The sequence below is a fragment of the Streptomyces sp. NPDC006624 genome, from assembly GCF_040611555.1.
GTDB lineage: Bacteria > Actinomycetota > Actinomycetes > Streptomycetales > Streptomycetaceae > Streptomyces.
In genome coordinates, this window is record NZ_JBEXOM010000005.1 from 91,522 (window position 1) to 107,707 (window position 16,186).

At 70.7% G+C, this 16,186-nt stretch carries 11 protein-coding genes; 10 read left to right on the forward strand and 1 reads right to left on the reverse strand.

All coding sequences use genetic code 11. The features are described from left to right. Positions 1–118 precede the first annotated feature (118 nt). From ABZY20_RS11210 to narI, 4 genes are read left to right on the forward strand one after another with little or no spacing between them, the layout of a single operon-like run. Positions 119–3,802: a nitrate reductase subunit alpha gene (locus ABZY20_RS11210; RefSeq protein ID WP_356440714.1), complete on the forward strand. Its 3,684-nt coding sequence runs from the start codon at positions 119–121 to the stop codon at positions 3,800–3,802. A 1-nt stretch (position 3,803) separates the two neighbouring features. Next, positions 3,804–5,477: a nitrate reductase subunit beta gene (gene narH, locus ABZY20_RS11215; RefSeq protein ID WP_356439876.1), complete on the forward strand. Its 1,674-nt coding sequence runs from the start codon at positions 3,804–3,806 to the stop codon at positions 5,475–5,477. Then, complete coding sequence (gene narJ / locus ABZY20_RS11220; RefSeq protein WP_356439879.1) at positions 5,474–6,121, forward strand: nitrate reductase molybdenum cofactor assembly chaperone; 648 nt, start codon at positions 5,474–5,476, stop codon at positions 6,119–6,121. The genes narH and narJ overlap by 4 nt, the downstream gene beginning before the upstream one ends. Then, positions 6,118–6,885, forward strand: coding sequence for a respiratory nitrate reductase subunit gamma (gene narI / locus ABZY20_RS11225; RefSeq protein WP_356439882.1), 768 nt, complete (start codon positions 6,118–6,120; stop codon positions 6,883–6,885). Before narJ ends, narI begins: the two co-directional genes overlap by 4 nt. Positions 6,886–6,891: 6 nt before the next feature. On the opposite strand, the gene ABZY20_RS11230 is transcribed toward narI, so the two are convergent. Further along, a complete protein-coding gene (locus ABZY20_RS11230) occupies positions 6,892–8,640 on the reverse strand; it encodes a GAF domain-containing sensor histidine kinase (protein ID WP_356439885.1) in 1,749 nt (582 codons plus the stop codon). 729 nt (positions 8,641–9,369) lie between these two features. On the opposite strand from ABZY20_RS11230, the gene ABZY20_RS11235 reads away from it, so the two are divergent. The 6 genes from ABZY20_RS11235 (at position 9,370) to ABZY20_RS11260 (ending at position 16,101) form a co-directional block, all read left to right on the forward strand. After that, on the forward strand, positions 9,370–10,593 hold the full coding sequence (locus ABZY20_RS11235) for an ATP-grasp domain-containing protein (protein ID WP_356440717.1): 1,224 nt from the start codon (positions 9,370–9,372) through the stop codon (positions 10,591–10,593). A gap of 71 nt (positions 10,594–10,664) precedes the next feature. Next, positions 10,665–11,723 (forward strand): LLM class flavin-dependent oxidoreductase, encoded by a 1,059-nt coding sequence (locus ABZY20_RS11240; RefSeq protein ID WP_356439888.1) that lies wholly within the window; start codon positions 10,665–10,667, stop codon positions 11,721–11,723. Next, on the forward strand, positions 11,720–12,943 hold the full coding sequence (locus tag ABZY20_RS11245; protein ID WP_356439891.1) for an ATP-grasp domain-containing protein: 1,224 nt from the start codon (positions 11,720–11,722) through the stop codon (positions 12,941–12,943). The genes ABZY20_RS11240 and ABZY20_RS11245 overlap by 4 nt, the downstream gene beginning before the upstream one ends. 3 nt (positions 12,944–12,946) lie before the next feature. Continuing rightward, the gene (locus ABZY20_RS11250) at positions 12,947–14,191 is read left to right on the forward strand and encodes an ATP-grasp domain-containing protein (RefSeq protein WP_356439894.1); all 1,245 of its coding nucleotides are present in this window, start codon (positions 12,947–12,949) and stop codon (positions 14,189–14,191) included. A 52-nt stretch (positions 14,192–14,243) separates the two neighbouring features. After that, positions 14,244–15,488: an MFS transporter gene (locus ABZY20_RS11255; protein WP_356439897.1), complete on the forward strand. Its 1,245-nt coding sequence runs from the start codon at positions 14,244–14,246 to the stop codon at positions 15,486–15,488. 106 nt (positions 15,489–15,594) lie between these two features. Next, positions 15,595–16,101, forward strand: coding sequence for a flavin reductase family protein (locus tag ABZY20_RS11260; protein WP_356439900.1), 507 nt, complete (start codon positions 15,595–15,597; stop codon positions 16,099–16,101). Positions 16,102–16,186: the final 85 nt, after the last annotated feature.

The following is a 16,186-nucleotide window of genomic DNA, read 5'->3' on the forward strand; positions in this document are numbered from 1 at the left end:
GGGCCGTGGTCCTAGAGTCGTCGGCAGCGGAACCGATCTCGATGCGAACGGGCTGCGGTGCCCGGGGCGGAGCGGCACGGTGAGCAGGCGGACCAGCGGGCAGCGCACGCGAGCGGGCATGGACGGCGAGCTGGCGGAGGCGCTGCTGCGCAGCCGCCGGTTCTTCACCCGGGCGGAGGTCTCCGAGGACCTGCGCAGCCTGCACAGGAAGGGCGGCCGGGAGGCGGACGCGTTCTACCGGGACCGCTGGTCGCACGACAAGGTCGTGCGCTCCACGCACGGGGTGAACTGCACCGGCTCGTGCTCCTGGAAGGTGTACGTCAAGGACGGCATCATCACCTGGGAGGCGCAGCAGACCGACTACCCCTCGGTGGGCCCGGACCGCCCGGAGTACGAGCCGCGCGGCTGCCCGCGCGGCGCGGCGTTCTCCTGGTACACGTACTCGCCGACCCGGGTCCGCTACCCGTACGTGCGCGGGGTGCTGCTGCAGATGTACCGGGAGGCCAGGCAGCGGCTCGGCGATCCGGTGGCGGCCTGGGCGGACGTGGTCTCCGACCCGGAACGCGCCCGCCGCTACAAGCGGGCCCGCGGCAAGGGCGGCCTGGTGCGGGCGAGCTGGGACGAGGCGGTGGAGATGGTCGCCGCCGCGCACGTCCACACGATCAAGGAGTACGGGCCGGACCGGCTCGCCGGCTTCTCGCCGATCCCGGCCATGTCGATGGTCTCGCACGCCGCCGGCGCCCGCTTCTACTCGCTCCTCGGCGGGGCCATGCTGTCCTTCTACGACTGGTACGCCGACCTGCCGGTGGCCTCCCCGCAGATGTTCGGCGACCAGACGGACGTGCCGGAGTCGGGGGACTGGTGGGACGCCGGCTATCTGATCATGTGGGGCTCGAACCTCCCGGTGACCCGCACCCCGGACGCCCACTGGATGGCGGAGGCCCGCTACCGCGGCCAGAAGGTCGTCGCCGTGTCGCCCGACTACGCGGACAACGTGAAGTTCGCCGACGAGTGGCTCGCCGCCCGGCCCGGCACCGACGGCGCACTGGCGATGGCCATGGGACACGTGATCCTCAAGGAGTTCTTCGTCGACCGGGCCACCCCGTACTTCACCGACTACGTCAAGAAGTACACCGACCTGCCCTTCCTGGTCGCCCTCGACGAGACCGACGGCGAACCGGGCACCTACCGGCCCGGCAAGTTCCTGACCGCCGCCGACCTCGGCGGGGCGCACGGCGAGGCCGAGCACGCCCCCTTCCGGACCGTGCTGCTCGACGCGGCCACGGGACGGCCGGCGGTGCCCAACGGCACGCTCGGCGACCGCTACGGCGAGGCCGGCGCCGGCCGCTGGAACCTGGACCTCGGCGGCATCCGGCCCGCGCTGTCCGCCGAGGGCGGCGGCGAGGCCCCGGTCACGGTCGAACTGCCCCGCTTCGACGCCCCCGACGGCAGCGCGGGCCGGCTGCGCCGCGGCGTCCCCGTGCACCGCATCGCCGGGCGCCTGGTCACCACGGTGTACGACCTGCTGCTCGCCCAGTACGGCGTGCGCCGCGACGGACTGCCCGGCATCTGGCCGGCGGGCTACGAGGACGCCGAGGAGCCCTGCACCCCGGCCTGGCAGGAGGCGATCACCGGGGTGGACGCCGCCCGCGCGGCCCGTATCGCCCGGGAGTTCGCGGCCAACGCCGAGGAGTCCGGCGGCCGTTCGATGATCATCATGGGGGCCGGGACGAACCACTGGTTCCACTCCGACACCATCTACCGCGCCTTCCTGACGCTGACCACGCTGACCGGCTGCCAGGGCGTGAACGGCGGCGGCTGGGCGCACTACGTCGGGCAGGAGAAGGTGCGCCCGATCACCGGCTACTCGGCGATCGCGACCGCCGCCGACTGGAACCGCCCGGCCCGGCTGATGATCCAGACCGCGTACTGGTACCTGCACAGCGACCAGTTCCGCTACGACCCGTTCTCCGCCGACACCCTCGCGGCGGCCGGCGCGGGCGGCCCGTTCGCCGGGAAGTCCACGGCGGACGTGATCGCGCAGTCGGCGCGCATGGGCTGGATGCCGTCCTACCCCACCTTCGACCGCAACCCGCTCGACCTCGCCGACGAGGCGGAGGCCGCGGGCCGCCCGGTCGCCGAGCACGTCGTCGACGAACTCGGCGCGGGACGGCTGCGGTTCGCGGCGGAGGACCCGGACGCGCCGGAGAACTTCCCGAGGGTGCTCACGGTGTGGCGGGCCAACCTCCTGGGCTCGTCGGCGAAGGGCAACGAGTACTTCCTCAAGCACCTGCTCGGCACCGACGCCTCCGTGCGGGCCGCCGAGGCGCCGCCGCACGCCCGCCCGAAGGACGTCGTGTGGCGCGAGGAGGCCCCGGCCGGCAAGCTCGACCTGCTGCTGACGCTGGACTTCCGCATGACCAGCACCACCGTCTTCTCCGACGTCGTGCTGCCCGCCGCGACCTGGTACGAGAAGCACGACCTGTCCAGCACGGACATGCACCCCTTCGTGCACGCCTTCAACCCGGCCATCGCCCCGCCCTGGCAGACCCGCACCGACTGGGACGCCTTCCACACCCTCGCCGCCGAGTTCAGCCGCCAGGCCGCCGGCCACCTCGGCGTGCGCAAGGACGTGGTCGCCGCCCCGCTGCTGCACGACACCCCCGACGAACTGGCCAACCCGCACGGCCGGGTGCGCGACTGGAAGGCGGGGGAGTGCGAGCCGGTCCCCGGCCGCACGATGCCGAAACTCGTGACGGTCGAGCGGGACTACGGCGCGGTCGCCGACAAGATGGCAGCCCTCGGCCCCCTGCTGGACACCCTCGGCGCCACCACCAAGGGCGTCACCCTCACCGTGGACCGCGAGCTGGAGTACCTGCGGCACAAGAACGGCACCGTGCGCGGCGGAGCCGCCGACGGACGGCCCTCGATCGCCCGCGACGTCCACGCCTGCGAGGCGATCCTGGCCCTGTCCGGCACCACCAACGGGCACCTCGCCACCCAGGGCTTCCGCACCCTCGAGGCGCGCACCGGCACCCCCCTCGCGGACCTGGCCGCCGAGCACGAGGGCAAGCGGATCACCTTCGCCGACACCCAGGCGGCACCCGTGCCGGTCATCACCTCGCCGGAGTGGTCCGGCTCGGAGACCGGCGGGCGCCGCTACTCCCCGTTCACCGTCAACGTCGAGCGCCTCAAGCCCTGGCACACCCTCACCGGCCGCCAGCACTTCTACCTCGACCACGACTGGATCGCCGCCCTCGGCGAGCAACTACCGGTGTACCGGCCACCGTTGAACATGGCCGCCCTGTTCGACGAACCAGGGCTCGGGGACGTCGGAGAGCTCGGGGTGACGGTCCGCTACCTCACCCCCCACAACAAGTGGTCGATCCACTCCGAGTACCAGGACAACCTGTTCATGCTGTCGCTGTCCCGCGGCGGGCCGACGATCTGGATGAGCACACAGGACGCGGCCAAGGTCGGCGTCCACGACAACGACTGGGTCGAGGCGGTCAACCGCAACGGTGTCGTCGCCGCCCGCGCGGTCGTCTCGCACCGCATGCCCGAGGGCACCGTCTACATGCACCACGCCCAGGACCGCCTGATCGACGTGCCCCGCACCGAGACCACCGGCCGGCGCGGCGGCATCCACAACTCCCTGACGCGCCTGCTGATCAAACCGACCCATCTCATCGGCGGCTACGCCCAACTGTCCTACGCCTTCAACTACCTGGGCCCGACCGGCAATCAGCGCGACGAGATCACCGTCATCCGCCGGCGTGCCGACCAGGAGGTCGAGTACTGACATGCGCGTCATGGCCCAGATGGCGATGGTGATGAACCTCGACAAGTGCATCGGCTGCCACACCTGCTCGGTCACCTGCAAGCAGGCGTGGACCAACCGCACCGGCGTCGAGTACGTCTGGTTCAACAACGTCGAGACCCGCCCCGGCCAGGGCTACCCGCGCCGCTACGAGGACCAGGACACCTGGAAGGGCGGCTGGGAGCTCAACAAGCGGGGCCGCCTGGCGCTCAAGGCGGGCGGCCGTTTCAAGAAGCTCGTCCAGATCTTCTCCAACCCGGTGCTGCCGTCCCTCGACGACTACTACGAGCCGTGGACGTACGACTACGAGACCCTGACCAACGCCCCGCTGCAGGAGCACACCCCGGTCGCCCGCCCCAAGTCCCTGATCACCGGCAAGGACACCAGGATCTCCTGGTCGGCGAACTGGGACGACGACCTCGGCGGATCGGCCGCCACCGGCGAGAAGGACGTCCTGCTGAACGAGGTCTCGCAGAAGATCAAGCTGGAGTTCGAGCAGACCTTCATGTTCTACCTGCCGCGCATCTGCGAGCACTGCCTCAACCCGTCCTGCGCGGCCTCCTGCCCCTCCGGCGCGATCTACAAGCGCGAGGAGGACGGCATCGTCCTCGTCGACCAGGACCGCTGCCGGGGCTGGCGGATGTGCGTGACCGGATGCCCGTACAAGAAGGTCTACTTCAACCACCGCACCGGCAAGGCCGAGAAGTGCACCTTCTGCTTCCCGCGCGTCGAGGTCGGCCTGCCCACCGTCTGCTCCGAGACCTGCGTCGGCCGGCTGCGCTACATCGGCCTGGTCCTCTACGACGCCGACCGCGTCCTCGACGCCGCCTCCACCCCCGACGAGAAGGACCTCTACCAGGCCCAGCGGCAGGTCTTCCTCGACCCGAACGACCCGCGGGTCGTCGCCGAGGCCGAGCGGGCGGGCATTCCCCGCGACTGGATCGAGGCCGCCCAGCGCTCCCCGGTGCACGCCCTGATCAGCGACTACGAGGTGGCCCTGCCGCTGCACCCGGAATACCGCACCCTGCCGATGGTCTGGTACATCCCGCCGCTGTCCCCGGTCGTCGACGCGGTCCGCGACACCGGCAGCGACGCCGAGGACCACCGCAACCTCTTCGCCGCCGTCGACGCCCTGCGCATCCCCGTCGACTACCTGGCCCGGCTGTTCACCGCCGGCGATCCCGCGCCCGTCGACGCCGTCCTGCGCCGGCTGGCCGCCATGCGCGCCTACATGCGCGACATCAACCTCGGCCGGGAACCCGACGCCGCCATCCCCCGGGCGGTCGGGATGCAGGAGGAGCAGATGTACGACATGTACCGGCTGCTGGCGCTCGCCAAGTACGACGAGCGCTACGTCATCCCGCCCGCCCACGCCGAACAGGCCCACCGCCTGGAGGAACTGGCCACCGAGTGCAGCCTGGACTACGAGGGCGGCCCGGGCATGGGAGGCTCCGGCCCCTTCGGCGAGGCCTCCGGCGGAGCCGCACCCGTCGCCGTGGAGACTTTCCACGCCCTGCGCGACCGCCAGACCTCCGACACCCCTGCCGCCCCCACCGGCAAGGAGACCCGCGTCAACCTCCTCAACTGGGACGGCAAGGGCACCCCGCCCGGCCTCTTCCCGCCCGCCGCGGACGACCGGAAGGACTCCCGGTCATGAAGCCCCGCACCACCGACGCCCGCCACGCCCCGGCCTGGCAGGCCCAGTCCCTGCTGCTCGACTGCCCCGACGAGCAGCTCCCCGGCCGCGTCACCCTCGCCCTGCGGGTAGCCGCCACCCAGCCGAGGGCGGTCGGCGACCCCCTGGTGCGCTTCGCCGAGCACGCCGGCCGCACCGGGCTCGCGGAGCTGACCGCCGACTACGTCGCCACCTTCGACCTCCGCAAACGCTGCTGCCCCTTCCTGACGTACTACGCGCACGGCGACACCCGGAAACGCGGCCTCGCCCTGCTGCGCCTGAAACAGACCTACGCCGACGCCGGCTGGCGGCTCACCGACGACGAACTGCCCGACCACCTGGCCGTCGTCCTGGAGTTCGCCGCCACCGAGCCCGCCACCGGAGCCCGGCTGCTCACCGAGCACCGCGCGGGCCTGGAGCTGCTGCGGCTGGCCCTGCGCGACGCCGCCTCCCCCTGGACGCACGTCCTGGACTCCGTGTCCGCCACCCTGCCGCCCCTGCGCGGCGACGAACACGACGCCGTCGCGCGCATGGCCGCCGAGGGGCCGCCCGGGGAACAGGTCGGCCTCGATCCGTACGCGGCCCCGCAGTTCCTGCCCGACCCCGTCGTGGGAGGCCCCCGATGACCGCACCCGCGCAGTCCGCGCCCCTGGCGGTCGAGGCCGGCACCGGCGGCATCCTGCTGTGGGTCGCCCTGCCGTACGTGGCGCTCGCGCTGTTCGCGCTCGGCCACCTCTGGCGCTACCGCTACGACAAGTTCGGCTGGACCACCCGCTCCTCCCAGCTGTACGAGAGGCGGTTGCTGCGCATCGGCAGCCCGCTGTTCCACTTCGGCATCCTCGTCGTCCTGATCGGGCACGTCGGCGGCCTGCTCGTCCCCAAGAGCTGGACCGAGGCGGCCGGGATCAGCGAGCACACCTACCACGTGGGCGCGGTCGTCCTGGGCACGATCGCCGGCGTCGCCACGCTCGGCGGGCTGGCCGTCCTGATCTACCGCCGCCGCACGGTCGGCCCGGTCTTCTCGGCCACCACCCGCAACGACAAGGCGATGTACCTCTCGCTGACCGTGACCATCTGCCTCGGTCTGGCCGCCACGGTCGCCGCCAACCTGGTCGGCGGGGGCTACGACTACCGGGAGACGATCTCGCCCTGGTTCCGCTCGATCTTCTACCTCCAGCCCGACCCGGACCTGATGACCGGCGCCCCGGTGCTGTTCCAGCTGCACGCCGTCAGCGCCCTGCTGCTCTTCGCCGCCTGGCCGTTCACCCGCCTGGTGCACATGCTGACCGCGCCCGTCGGCTACCTCACCCGGCCCTACATCGTCTACCGCAGCCGCGACGCGCGGCTCGGCGTCCGCGCACCGCGCCGCGGCTGGGAACGCAACCGCTAGTCCCGGCTACGCCGTCCGGTCCGCCGCCGGGGGCAGCGGGACCGTCCACTCCACGACCGTGCCCCCGGGGTCGTTCGCCGTGAGCGTGAGGGTGCCGTCCAGGTCGGTGGCGCGCCGGCGCAGGTTGTCCAGGCCGCTGCGGCGGGTGACGTCGGGGTCGATGCCCCGGCCGTTGTCGGACACGCGCAGGCGCAGCCGGGCGCCGTCCGTCTCCGCGGTGACCTCCACGGCGGTGGCGTGCGCGTGCCGGGCGGCGTTCGACAGCGCCTCGCGCAGCACCGCCAGCAGGTGCTCGGCGTGACCGGCGGGCACGTCCGTGTCCAGCAGGCCCGTCATGCGCAGGGCGGGGCTGAAGCCGAGCGTCTCGGCGGCCTGGTCGGTCTCGGACAGCAGCCTGGCGCGCAGTCCGGAGCGCCCGTCGGAGCGGTCGCGCTCGCCCAGCGCGTAGATCGTGCTGCGCACCGTCTTGATGGTGTCGTCGAGGTCGTCGATCACCCGCCGGACCCGCTCGGTCACCTCCGGTTTGTCGGCCAGCCGGCCCAGCACCGAGTTCAGCGTCAGGCCCGAGGCGAACAGCCGCTGGATGGCCAGGTCGTGCAGATCGCGGGCGATGCGGTCGCGGTCGGTCAGCACCATCAGATGCTCCGCCTCGCGCCGGTGCTCGGCGATCTCCAGGGCGAGCGCGGCCTGGTCGGCGAACCCGCTGATCATGGCCATGGTCGCGTCGCTGAACGCCTCGCGGCCGGGCAGGTTGGCGACCTGCAGCACCCCGCGCGGGCGCTCACGGCCGCCCAGCGGGAGCAGGAACCCCGGCCCCAGCTCCACCCGGGCCGCGGAGCCGCCGCCCTCCTGCGGCTCCCGGGACAGCGCGGCGCTGGTGACCGGCTCGTCGGAGTGGTAGACCTTCGCCGCCAGCGTGGTGGCCGGCAGCACCAGCCCGCGCACATGCTCGGCGCCTTCCCCGTCGGCGGCCTCCACCACCAGCTCGTCACCGCCGTCGAAAGGCACGGCGAGCGTCACGAGATCCGCCTCCGCCAGCGACCGGACGGTGGCGGCGACCCGGTGCAGCACCTGGTCCGGGTCCGTGCCCGACAGCAGGCTCCGGGTCAGGTCGCTGCTCGCCGCCAGCCACTGCTCCCTGCGGCGCGTGTCCTCGTACAGCCGCGCGTTGTCGATGGCCACACCGGCCGCGGCGGCCAGCGTGCAGAGCACGGCCTGGTCCTCGTCGTCGAACTGTGCGCCGCCCCGCTTGTCGGTCAGGTACAGGTTGCCGAAGACCCGGTCGCGCACCCGCACCGGAGCGCCCAGGAACGTCGTCATCGGGGGGTGCCCCTCGGGGAAGCCCACCGAGTCGGGGTGCGCGCCGAGGTCGGCCAGCCGGAGCGCCTCCGGCTCCCTGATCAGCAGCCCCAGGATGCCGTGACCCTCGGGATAGTGCCCGATCTCCTTGATGGTCCGCTCGTCCATACCGACCGTGATGAACTGCTTGATCCGCCCCTCCCCGCCCAGGACGCCCAGCGCCCCGTACTCGGCGTCGACCAGGGCCACCGCGGACTCCGTGATGCGCCGCAGCACCACGTCGAGATCCAGGTCGGAGCCGATCGCCAGGACCGCGTCCAGCAGCGTGTGCACCCGGTCCCGCGTCGCGCGCACCTGGGCCACCTGCGCCTGCAGGCCCTCCAGCAACTCGTCGAGCCGCAACTGAGGGGCCCCTGGACCGCCGCTCCTGCGCTCGTCGGCCGGACTCTCCGCCATCACCGCTCCCTCCGGAAAAGATGCCGTAGGCACCTTCCCGAGAATGCCCCAACGGCCCTGCCTGCAAGGCAGCCCGATCCTAGTACGAGTGCCGAATCCGGGTGGCGGTCATCCCGCCGCCGCCCGCACCGGAGGCGGACCACCGGGAGGCGGTGTGTGCGGCGGGGCGCGGAAATCCGATCTTGGCTCCTCCCCGGGCGCCACCTGGCGCACGCGCCGTAAGGACCGCGCATACGGTGCGCCTTTCCACTCCAGGCAAAGGCAGGAATGGCGCGGACGGCGCCGGGCGGTAAATCACGATCATGTTTTGCCAAAACGGACATAGGGGTGCCAGTCGCCGCAGATGAGCAAACTATTCTGGAATGGTTGACTGGAACCGTGCTGTCGCCTAGGATCTTGATCATTGCGGGGAAATTTTTGACTGGTAGCGACGCGGGGGGCGGCTGCTTGTGTTCTTCTCTCTATCTTGGGATTTGCTGTGCCTGAGGGGCCCTGCCCGAGGTGATTCCACGGCTGACTGACCCACGGATCCCGTGCGGAAGTTCGCCCGTCAACTTTCAGTGACCACTGCGGCGGCCACGACCTGTCGCGCCTTCTGGCATTACTCATGCCCTGGTCCGGTCGCTGAATTCGCCATGCCGTGACGCGGTCCGAGCGCTCTCCAGATGAACCATCGCCGACCTCAGAGTGAGATTTCGAGGAACTTCTGTGTCTTGTCGTGTCTTAGTGGTGCAGCCGGCGTTCTCAGCGAACGCCTACGTCACACATGCCCGTTCCGTCGGCTGGGATGTCGTCATCGCCTCCTGTGAGAAAGGGGGCCGCTTAATCGCCGACGCGGTACGCTCGCTCGCCACCGAGATAATCACGGTGGACACCAATGACAACACTGCCCTAGAGGCAGCAGTCGTGGAATCCCATGAGCGAAACGCGATTCATGCCGTGGTGGCCGGCGGTGAATACTACGTACCCGGTGCCGCGCGATTGTCGGCACGTCTCGGACTGCCCGCTCTGAGCCCCACAGCCGTCGACCAGGTCCGGCACAAGGGGAAAATGCGCCAAGCAGTGGCCGATGCCGGCCTGGAAGTTCCGAAGTTCGTGGTCGTGAGCGCACCCGCAGAGCTCGAAGAGGCCTGTGCGCACGTCGGATTCCCCGCGGTCATCAAGCCCGTCGATTCCGGCGGCAGTGTGCACGTGTCGCGTGTCGACAGCGTCGAGGAGGCGCGCGCGGCGCTCGCCGCGATGCACGCCGAGGAAGGGCTCGAATTCGACCGGGCGCTCACCCGCGACGCGATCCTCGAGCAATACGTTCCCGGTACGGAGTACAGCGCCGACGGATATGTGCGCGACGGCGAAGTGGTCGTCGTCGCGGTGACCCGGAAGCTGCTCGGCCCCGAGCCCCGGTTCCTGGAACTCGGACACCTCACGCCCGCCCCGCTGGGCGAGGCCACGCGCCACGAGCTGGCGTCGTACGCCACCCGTGTCGTCGAGGCCGTGGGCATCACGACCGGCCCGTTCCACTGCGAACTGCGCCTCAGCGACGGCCGCCCGGTCCTCATGGAGGTGGCCGCGCGGCTGCCCGGTGACAAGATCACCGAGCTGATGGAAATGGCCACCGGCCTCAAACTGCCGGGCAAGGTCCTCGCGGACATCACCGGCGCCGACCCGGAGGACTCGGGGGCGTACCGCGAGCCCGTCGCCAAGGCGGCCGGCATCCGCTTCCTGACGGCCGGCGGGGCGGGTTCGTACGCGCGGCTCGACGGCTGGGACGAACTCGCCGCGGAACCCTGGGTGGTGGCGAGCCACGTCCTCGTCGAGCCCGGCGCCGGGATCAAGACGGACGAGGCGGACTACAGCTGCCGGATCGCCGCCGTCGTCTTCACCGCCGACTCACCCGAAGAGGCCCACGAGCGCTGGTCGGAGATCGGCGACCGCGTCCGCGTGCTCGGCGTCTGAAACCTCAACGTGTGACGGGCACCTGACATGCGGACGCGTGCCCGGTGCCCGCAACGGAAGGACACAACACGATGGAACCCCTCCGCCTCCACTGGTGCTCGCCGCCCGACACGGGACAGGCGACGCCCACGGACACGTACAAGATCGGCAAGCTGGACATGGGCGAGGTCAGGGACTTCGTCCAGGAAGCCGAAGAACTCGGCGTCGACAGCCTGCTGTTCGGCATCTCCAACTACCTGCCCGACCCGCTGCCGGTGCTCGGCGCCCTCTCGCAGGTGACGGACCGGATCAAGTTCATGCTGGCCTACCGCCCGGGCCTGATGTCGCCGACCTTGTTCGCACAGGTCGTCAACACCCTGTCCTGGATGACGGACGGGCGCATGTCCCTCAACATCGTCTCCGGCATCTCCCCGGCGGAGCAGGCCGGTTACGGCGACTTCCTCAGCCACGACGAGCGCTACGCCCGGTGCAACGAGTTCCTCGAGGTCATCCGCGGCCTCTGGGAGGGCGAGTCGCCCATGAGCTACGACGGGCAGCACTACACCCTCAAGGACGCCTCGCTCGGCCTCGGTCACAAGGACGGCGGCCGCCCGGAGATCTACATCAGCGGCGCCTCCGCCGTCGCCCAGCAGACGGCGATCGCCTCCGGCGACTGCTGGCTGCGCTACGGCGACACCCCCGAGGGCATGGCCAAGGCGAGCAAGCCGCTCCTCGACGCCGGCCGCCGCGTGGGCACCCGCATGCACGTGCTGTCCCGCGACACGCGGGAGGAGGCCGTGGCGGAGCTCGCCAACCTCATGCGCAACCCGGACGAGGACCACACGGCGTGGATCCGCCAGTGGGTGAACACCACCGACTCCGAGGCGGTCAAGTCCTCGTACCAGCTGGCGGAAAGCGCCACGGACGAGTGGCTCTCGCCCTACATCTGGACCGGCGCGGTGGCCTACCGCGGCGGTCCGGCGCTGTGCATCGTCGGCAGCCACGAGGAGGTCGCCCGCTACATCCACAGCTACAAGGCCGCGGGCATCAGCGAGTTCATCTTCTCCGGCTGGCCGACCCGCGACGAGATGCGGAACTTCTTCACCCACGTCGCTCCCCTGATCCGCCGCCTCGAGGAGCAGGGATCATGAGCGGGCGGGAGGAGCGCGAACTGCTGCTCGTCGGCGTCGGGATCATGGGCCGCCCGTACGTGGCGGCCGCCCGCCGGCTCGGTCTGCGGGTCCGCGGTATCGAGTCGCAGGACTGGGCCGCGGGCATCGAGGGCCTGGTCGACGCCGTGGAGCCGAGCCAGGGCCAGTACGGCTCGCTGGACGAGCTGTGGGCGGAGACCGCCCACGCCGCCGCCCTGCGCAGCCGCCCCGCCGGGATCTTCGGGTTCACCGAGTGCCACGTCCTGGGCGCAGCCCTCGCCCAGGAGACCCACGGCCTGCCCGGACCGTCCCTGGGGGCGGCCGTGGTCTCGCGGAACAAGGCACTGCAGCGCGGGCGCTTCCGCGCCCACGGCATCGGCCAGCCCGACTACCTCCTCACCAACGAGTTGGCCGGGGCGGCCGAGTGGGCCAAGGCCCGCCTCCCCGTGGTGATCAAGCCGCTGTCGTCGGCCGGCAGCGACGGCGTCGAACTCGTCGCCGACGCCGCCGCCTTCGACGCCGCGGCATCGCGACGCGCCTCGGAGCGGCCCCTGCTGGTGGAGACCGCGGTCGAGGGCCCCGAGTACAGCTGGGAGGCCCTGGTCCGCGACGGCGAGGTCTGGTTCGCGAACCTGACCGCCAAGACCACCACGGGCGCGCCCCACTTCGTCGAACTGGAGCACCGGGCGGCGGTCTCCCTGCCGCCCGCCGAGGCCGAGCAGGTCGCCGAACTGGGCCGGTCCGTCATCGCCGCCATCGGGATGCGCACCGGCATCGTGCACCTGGAATTCCGGATGACGAGTTCCGGCCCCTCGGTGATGGAGGTCGCGGTCCGCACGCCCGGCGACTACATCATGGAGCTGTGCTCCCTGGCGTACGGGATGGACTGGTTCGAGCTGGTGCTGCGGCTCGTCGTCGGTGACGAGCTGCCGCCGCCGCCCGAGGGCCCGGTGAAGTTCTCCGCCAGCCTCTTCGTGATCTCCGACCCCGGCGAGGTGATCGCCGTCGACGGTCTCGACGAGGTCCGCGCGCACCCCGCCGTCGTGGACGCCACCGCCAAGGTGAAGGCCGGCGACACCGTCCAGCGGACCTCCTCCTCCCTGCAGCGCACCGGGTACGCGGTGCTCGCCGCGGACTCGCGCGAGGAACTGGAAGAAGCCATCGAGTTCGTCCGGCGAACCCTGTCGATCAAGACGGTTCCCGTGGCGACGGAGGAGTGAGCCATGCACATCGTCGTCGTCAACCGCTGGCCCCGGTTCACGGAAGGGCCGCGCTGGGACTTCTCGATGGGCCGCTTCGAGGAACTCATCGACCATGAGCGGCACCGCGTCAGCTACGTCGTCGACGCGGTCGGCGCCACCGGGATCCTCGCCGCTCCCGAGCGGATCGCGAGCACCGTCCAGATCGAGGACGTCAACGACTTCGAGGCGCTGCGCGACGCGGTCCGCAGGGTCGCCGACGAGGTCGGCCCGGTCGACCGGCTGATCGCCGTCTCCGAGTTCACCCTCGGCGTCGCGGCCGAGGTCCGCGCGGCACTCGGCATCCCCGGGCCCCGACCGGAGGACGTCGCGGTCTACCGCAACAAGCTGCGGATGAAGGAGCTCGTCGCCAAGGCGGGCGTCCGCGTGCCCCGCTTCGACGCCTGCACCAGCGCCGAGTCCGCGCTGGAGTTCGCCCGCGCCACCGGGTTCCCGCTGATCCTCAAGCCGGTGTCGGGGGCCGCGAGCATGGGCGTGCACCGGGTCGAGGACGAGGCCGCGCTCACCGCGCTGCTGGCGGAGGTCGACCTCGGCGACCACGAGCTCGAGGAGTTCGTCGAAGGCGCGATCTACCACGTCGACGGATTCGCGGACGAGAACGCCGGCATCCCGTTCATGGCGGTGTCCCGCTACATCAACGACTGTCTGGCCTTCGAGGCCGGCGGGCAGCCGCTCGGCTCGGTCGTCGTCCAGGACTCCCCGCTGCGCACCCGCGTGCACGACTTCGCCCGGCGCTGCGTGTCGGGTCTGGGCATGACCTCCATGCCGTTCCACCTGGAACTCTTCGTCACGCCCGACGGGGACCTGGTGTTCCTGGAGATCGCGGGCCGCATCGGCGGGGCCGAGGTGCCGTACCTCATGGACAAGCTCTTCGGGGTCAACCTCTTCGAGCTCTGGCTGGACGCCCTGTGCGAGGGACGGGCGACGGTCCCGCCGCAGACGGGCGACCCGTCCGGCGGCTGGCTGATCATCCCGAAGCCCGCCGGACTGCCGGCCGAGGTCGTCTCGGTGACCTCCATGCGGGACCGCTTCGCCACGATCTGGCGGGAGCTGGTGCCCGCACCCGGCGAGGTGATGGAGCCCGGCGGCAGCTATGACGCGGTGCACAGCGGGCGGTTCATCTTCACCGGCGACGAGCCGGCCGTCGAGGAGGACATCCGGAAGATCATCGACGGATTCCGCATCGAGACCGTTCCGGTGACGCAGTGAGGAGCCTCGGGCCGGGCCGGAACCGGCCGAGCACAAGGGAGCGAACGACCTTATGACCACACGATCCGCGCTGCACCAGCGTCTCTTCGCCTGCGGTGTCCTGCTCGGCGTCGTCGCCGAGCAGATGGTGATGTTCGCCGTCCCGCTGCTCATCTTCCAGGACACCAAGGACGTGTCCGCCCTCGGCCTCGCCTACGCGATCGAGTGGCTCCCGGCCCTCCTCGCGTACCCCTTCGCCGGTCTCCTCGCCGACCGTGACGGCGGGGCGCGGCTGTTCTCCATCGTCACCGCGGGCCGGGCCGTCGTCCTCGGCGGCGCCCTCATCGGCTGTCTGGCCGCGCCCTCACTGCTGACGCCCATCCTGATGACGGCCGCGCCACTGCTCTCGCTGCTGATGGCGCCGGTGCGCATGTCCGTGGAGAAGGTCGTGCCCCAGCTGGCCAAGGGCACCGAGGTGGCCAAGATCCAGGGCCTGGTGCAGAGCATGGAGGTCTCGGCGATGGCCGTCGGCCCCGCCCTGGCGATGCTGGGCGTGGCCTTCATCGACAAGGTCTGGCTGCTCGGCGCCGCAGCGGCGGTCTTCGCCATCGCCGCCGTCTGCTGGCTGCCGCTGCCGCGCGGGCTGCGCACCCCGAGCAGCGGAGGAGCCGCGGAGATCGTCGCCGAACTCCGGCTGGGCTGGTCCCTGCTGGTCCGCAGCCGGCCGCTGGTCCTGCTGGCCTCGCTCAACTTCTCGATCAACCTGGTCTTCGCCGTGGTGCTCGCCGCCAACGCCGCACTCGTCACGGGTGTGTTCGGCGCCCCGGAGTCGTCGTTCGCCCTGCTGAACATCTGCATCGGCGTGCTGGGGATCGTCAACCTCCTGGTCATCCCGTTCCTGCTCCGGTACGTCGACGTGCGGACGCTCGGGATCTTCGGCCTCGCCCTGCTCTGCTCCTGTCTGCTGCTCATCGGCTTCGCCTCCTCCATGGTGCTGTACGCCCCGGCGTTCGTGGCGGCCATGGTCGGAGTGACGTACTTCAACGTCTTCAACCGGACGCAGCGCATCAAGGTCCTTCCCCAGGAACACCTCGGCAAGGTGATGGGGCCGTTCTATCTGCTCAATATGCTGGCCATGCCCATCGCGGGAATTCTGGTGGCCGGCTCCGGTTCCAATCTGGGACCGCAGCAACTCGTCCTGATACTGGCCGTGGCGCTCACCGCGTTCGGTGCGCTCATGCTGCCGCTGACGATCCGGGCTTTCGGCCGCGCGATCGCCGCACGTGAGGCGGATCTCGTGCCGGCGACCGTGGAATAACCGCCACCGCAAAGAGGCGACGGCGGTTCCAGAAATACCAACACGGGCCGTTGGTTTCTTCGGCCTGCCCGAAAACGATTCACGAGCTGTTCCGCGGAGGGACTTGATGGACGTCGGTTCTGTACGCTTCAGCGAACTATTCGGCTCGTTCCCGACCCCGATCGCCATCGTGACGGCAACGGATGGACAGGGCGAGCCGTACGGCTTCACCAGCAACGCCGTCTGTGCCGTGTCGGCGGCGGCGTCGACGCTGCTGGTGTCTGTCGGCAAGGAGTCCCGCACACTGCCGGCGATCCTCTCGTCGCAGGCGTTCGCGGTGAACTTCCTCTCCTCGTCCGGGCGCGACGCCTCCCAGGTCTTCGCGAGCAAGGCCACGGACAAGTTCGCACATGTCGAATGGCGCCCCTCGGCTATTGCCGAAGGCGCGCCGCTGCTTTTCGAAGTTTCTCTCGGCTTTGCGGAATGCAGGGTTGAAAATGCGATCGAAGTGAGCGACCATTGGCTTGTCATAGGCCGGGTGGAAGGTGCTGAAATCTTCCCCCGTGAGCCGCTTCTCTACCGTCGGGGCGACTACGGTGTCTGGTCGCCGCTGAACGAGTTCTCCACTCTCTAGCGGGACACACGCGGCCGAATCTCTCGATTCACCCGCCCGTCACTCGCGGAAACATCTCGACTTTCTCCTGCTCGAACATGAAAAC

Bases quoted from the DNA above. Each gene is read 5' to 3' on its own strand.
- narI (WP_356439882.1), top strand. From the start codon at position 6,118: ATGACCGCACCCGCGCAGTCCGCGCCCCTGGCGGTCGAGGCCGGCACC.
- narH (WP_356439876.1), top strand. From the start codon at position 3,804: ATGCGCGTCATGGCCCAGATGGCGATGGTGATGAACCTCGACAAGTGC.
- ABZY20_RS11240 (WP_356439888.1), top strand. From the start codon at position 10,665: ATGGAACCCCTCCGCCTCCACTGGTGCTCGCCGCCCGACACGGGACAG.
- ABZY20_RS11260 (WP_356439900.1), top strand. From the start codon at position 15,595: ATGGACGTCGGTTCTGTACGCTTCAGCGAACTATTCGGCTCGTTCCCG.
- ABZY20_RS11250 (WP_356439894.1), top strand. From the start codon at position 12,947: ATGCACATCGTCGTCGTCAACCGCTGGCCCCGGTTCACGGAAGGGCCG.
- ABZY20_RS11210 (WP_356440714.1), top strand. From the start codon at position 119: ATGGACGGCGAGCTGGCGGAGGCGCTGCTGCGCAGCCGCCGGTTCTTC.
- ABZY20_RS11230 (WP_356439885.1), bottom strand. From the start codon at position 8,640: ATGGCGGAGAGTCCGGCCGACGAGCGCAGGAGCGGCGGTCCAGGGGCC.
- narJ (WP_356439879.1), top strand. From the start codon at position 5,474: ATGAAGCCCCGCACCACCGACGCCCGCCACGCCCCGGCCTGGCAGGCC.
- ABZY20_RS11245 (WP_356439891.1), top strand. From the start codon at position 11,720: ATGAGCGGGCGGGAGGAGCGCGAACTGCTGCTCGTCGGCGTCGGGATC.
- ABZY20_RS11255 (WP_356439897.1), top strand. From the start codon at position 14,244: ATGACCACACGATCCGCGCTGCACCAGCGTCTCTTCGCCTGCGGTGTC.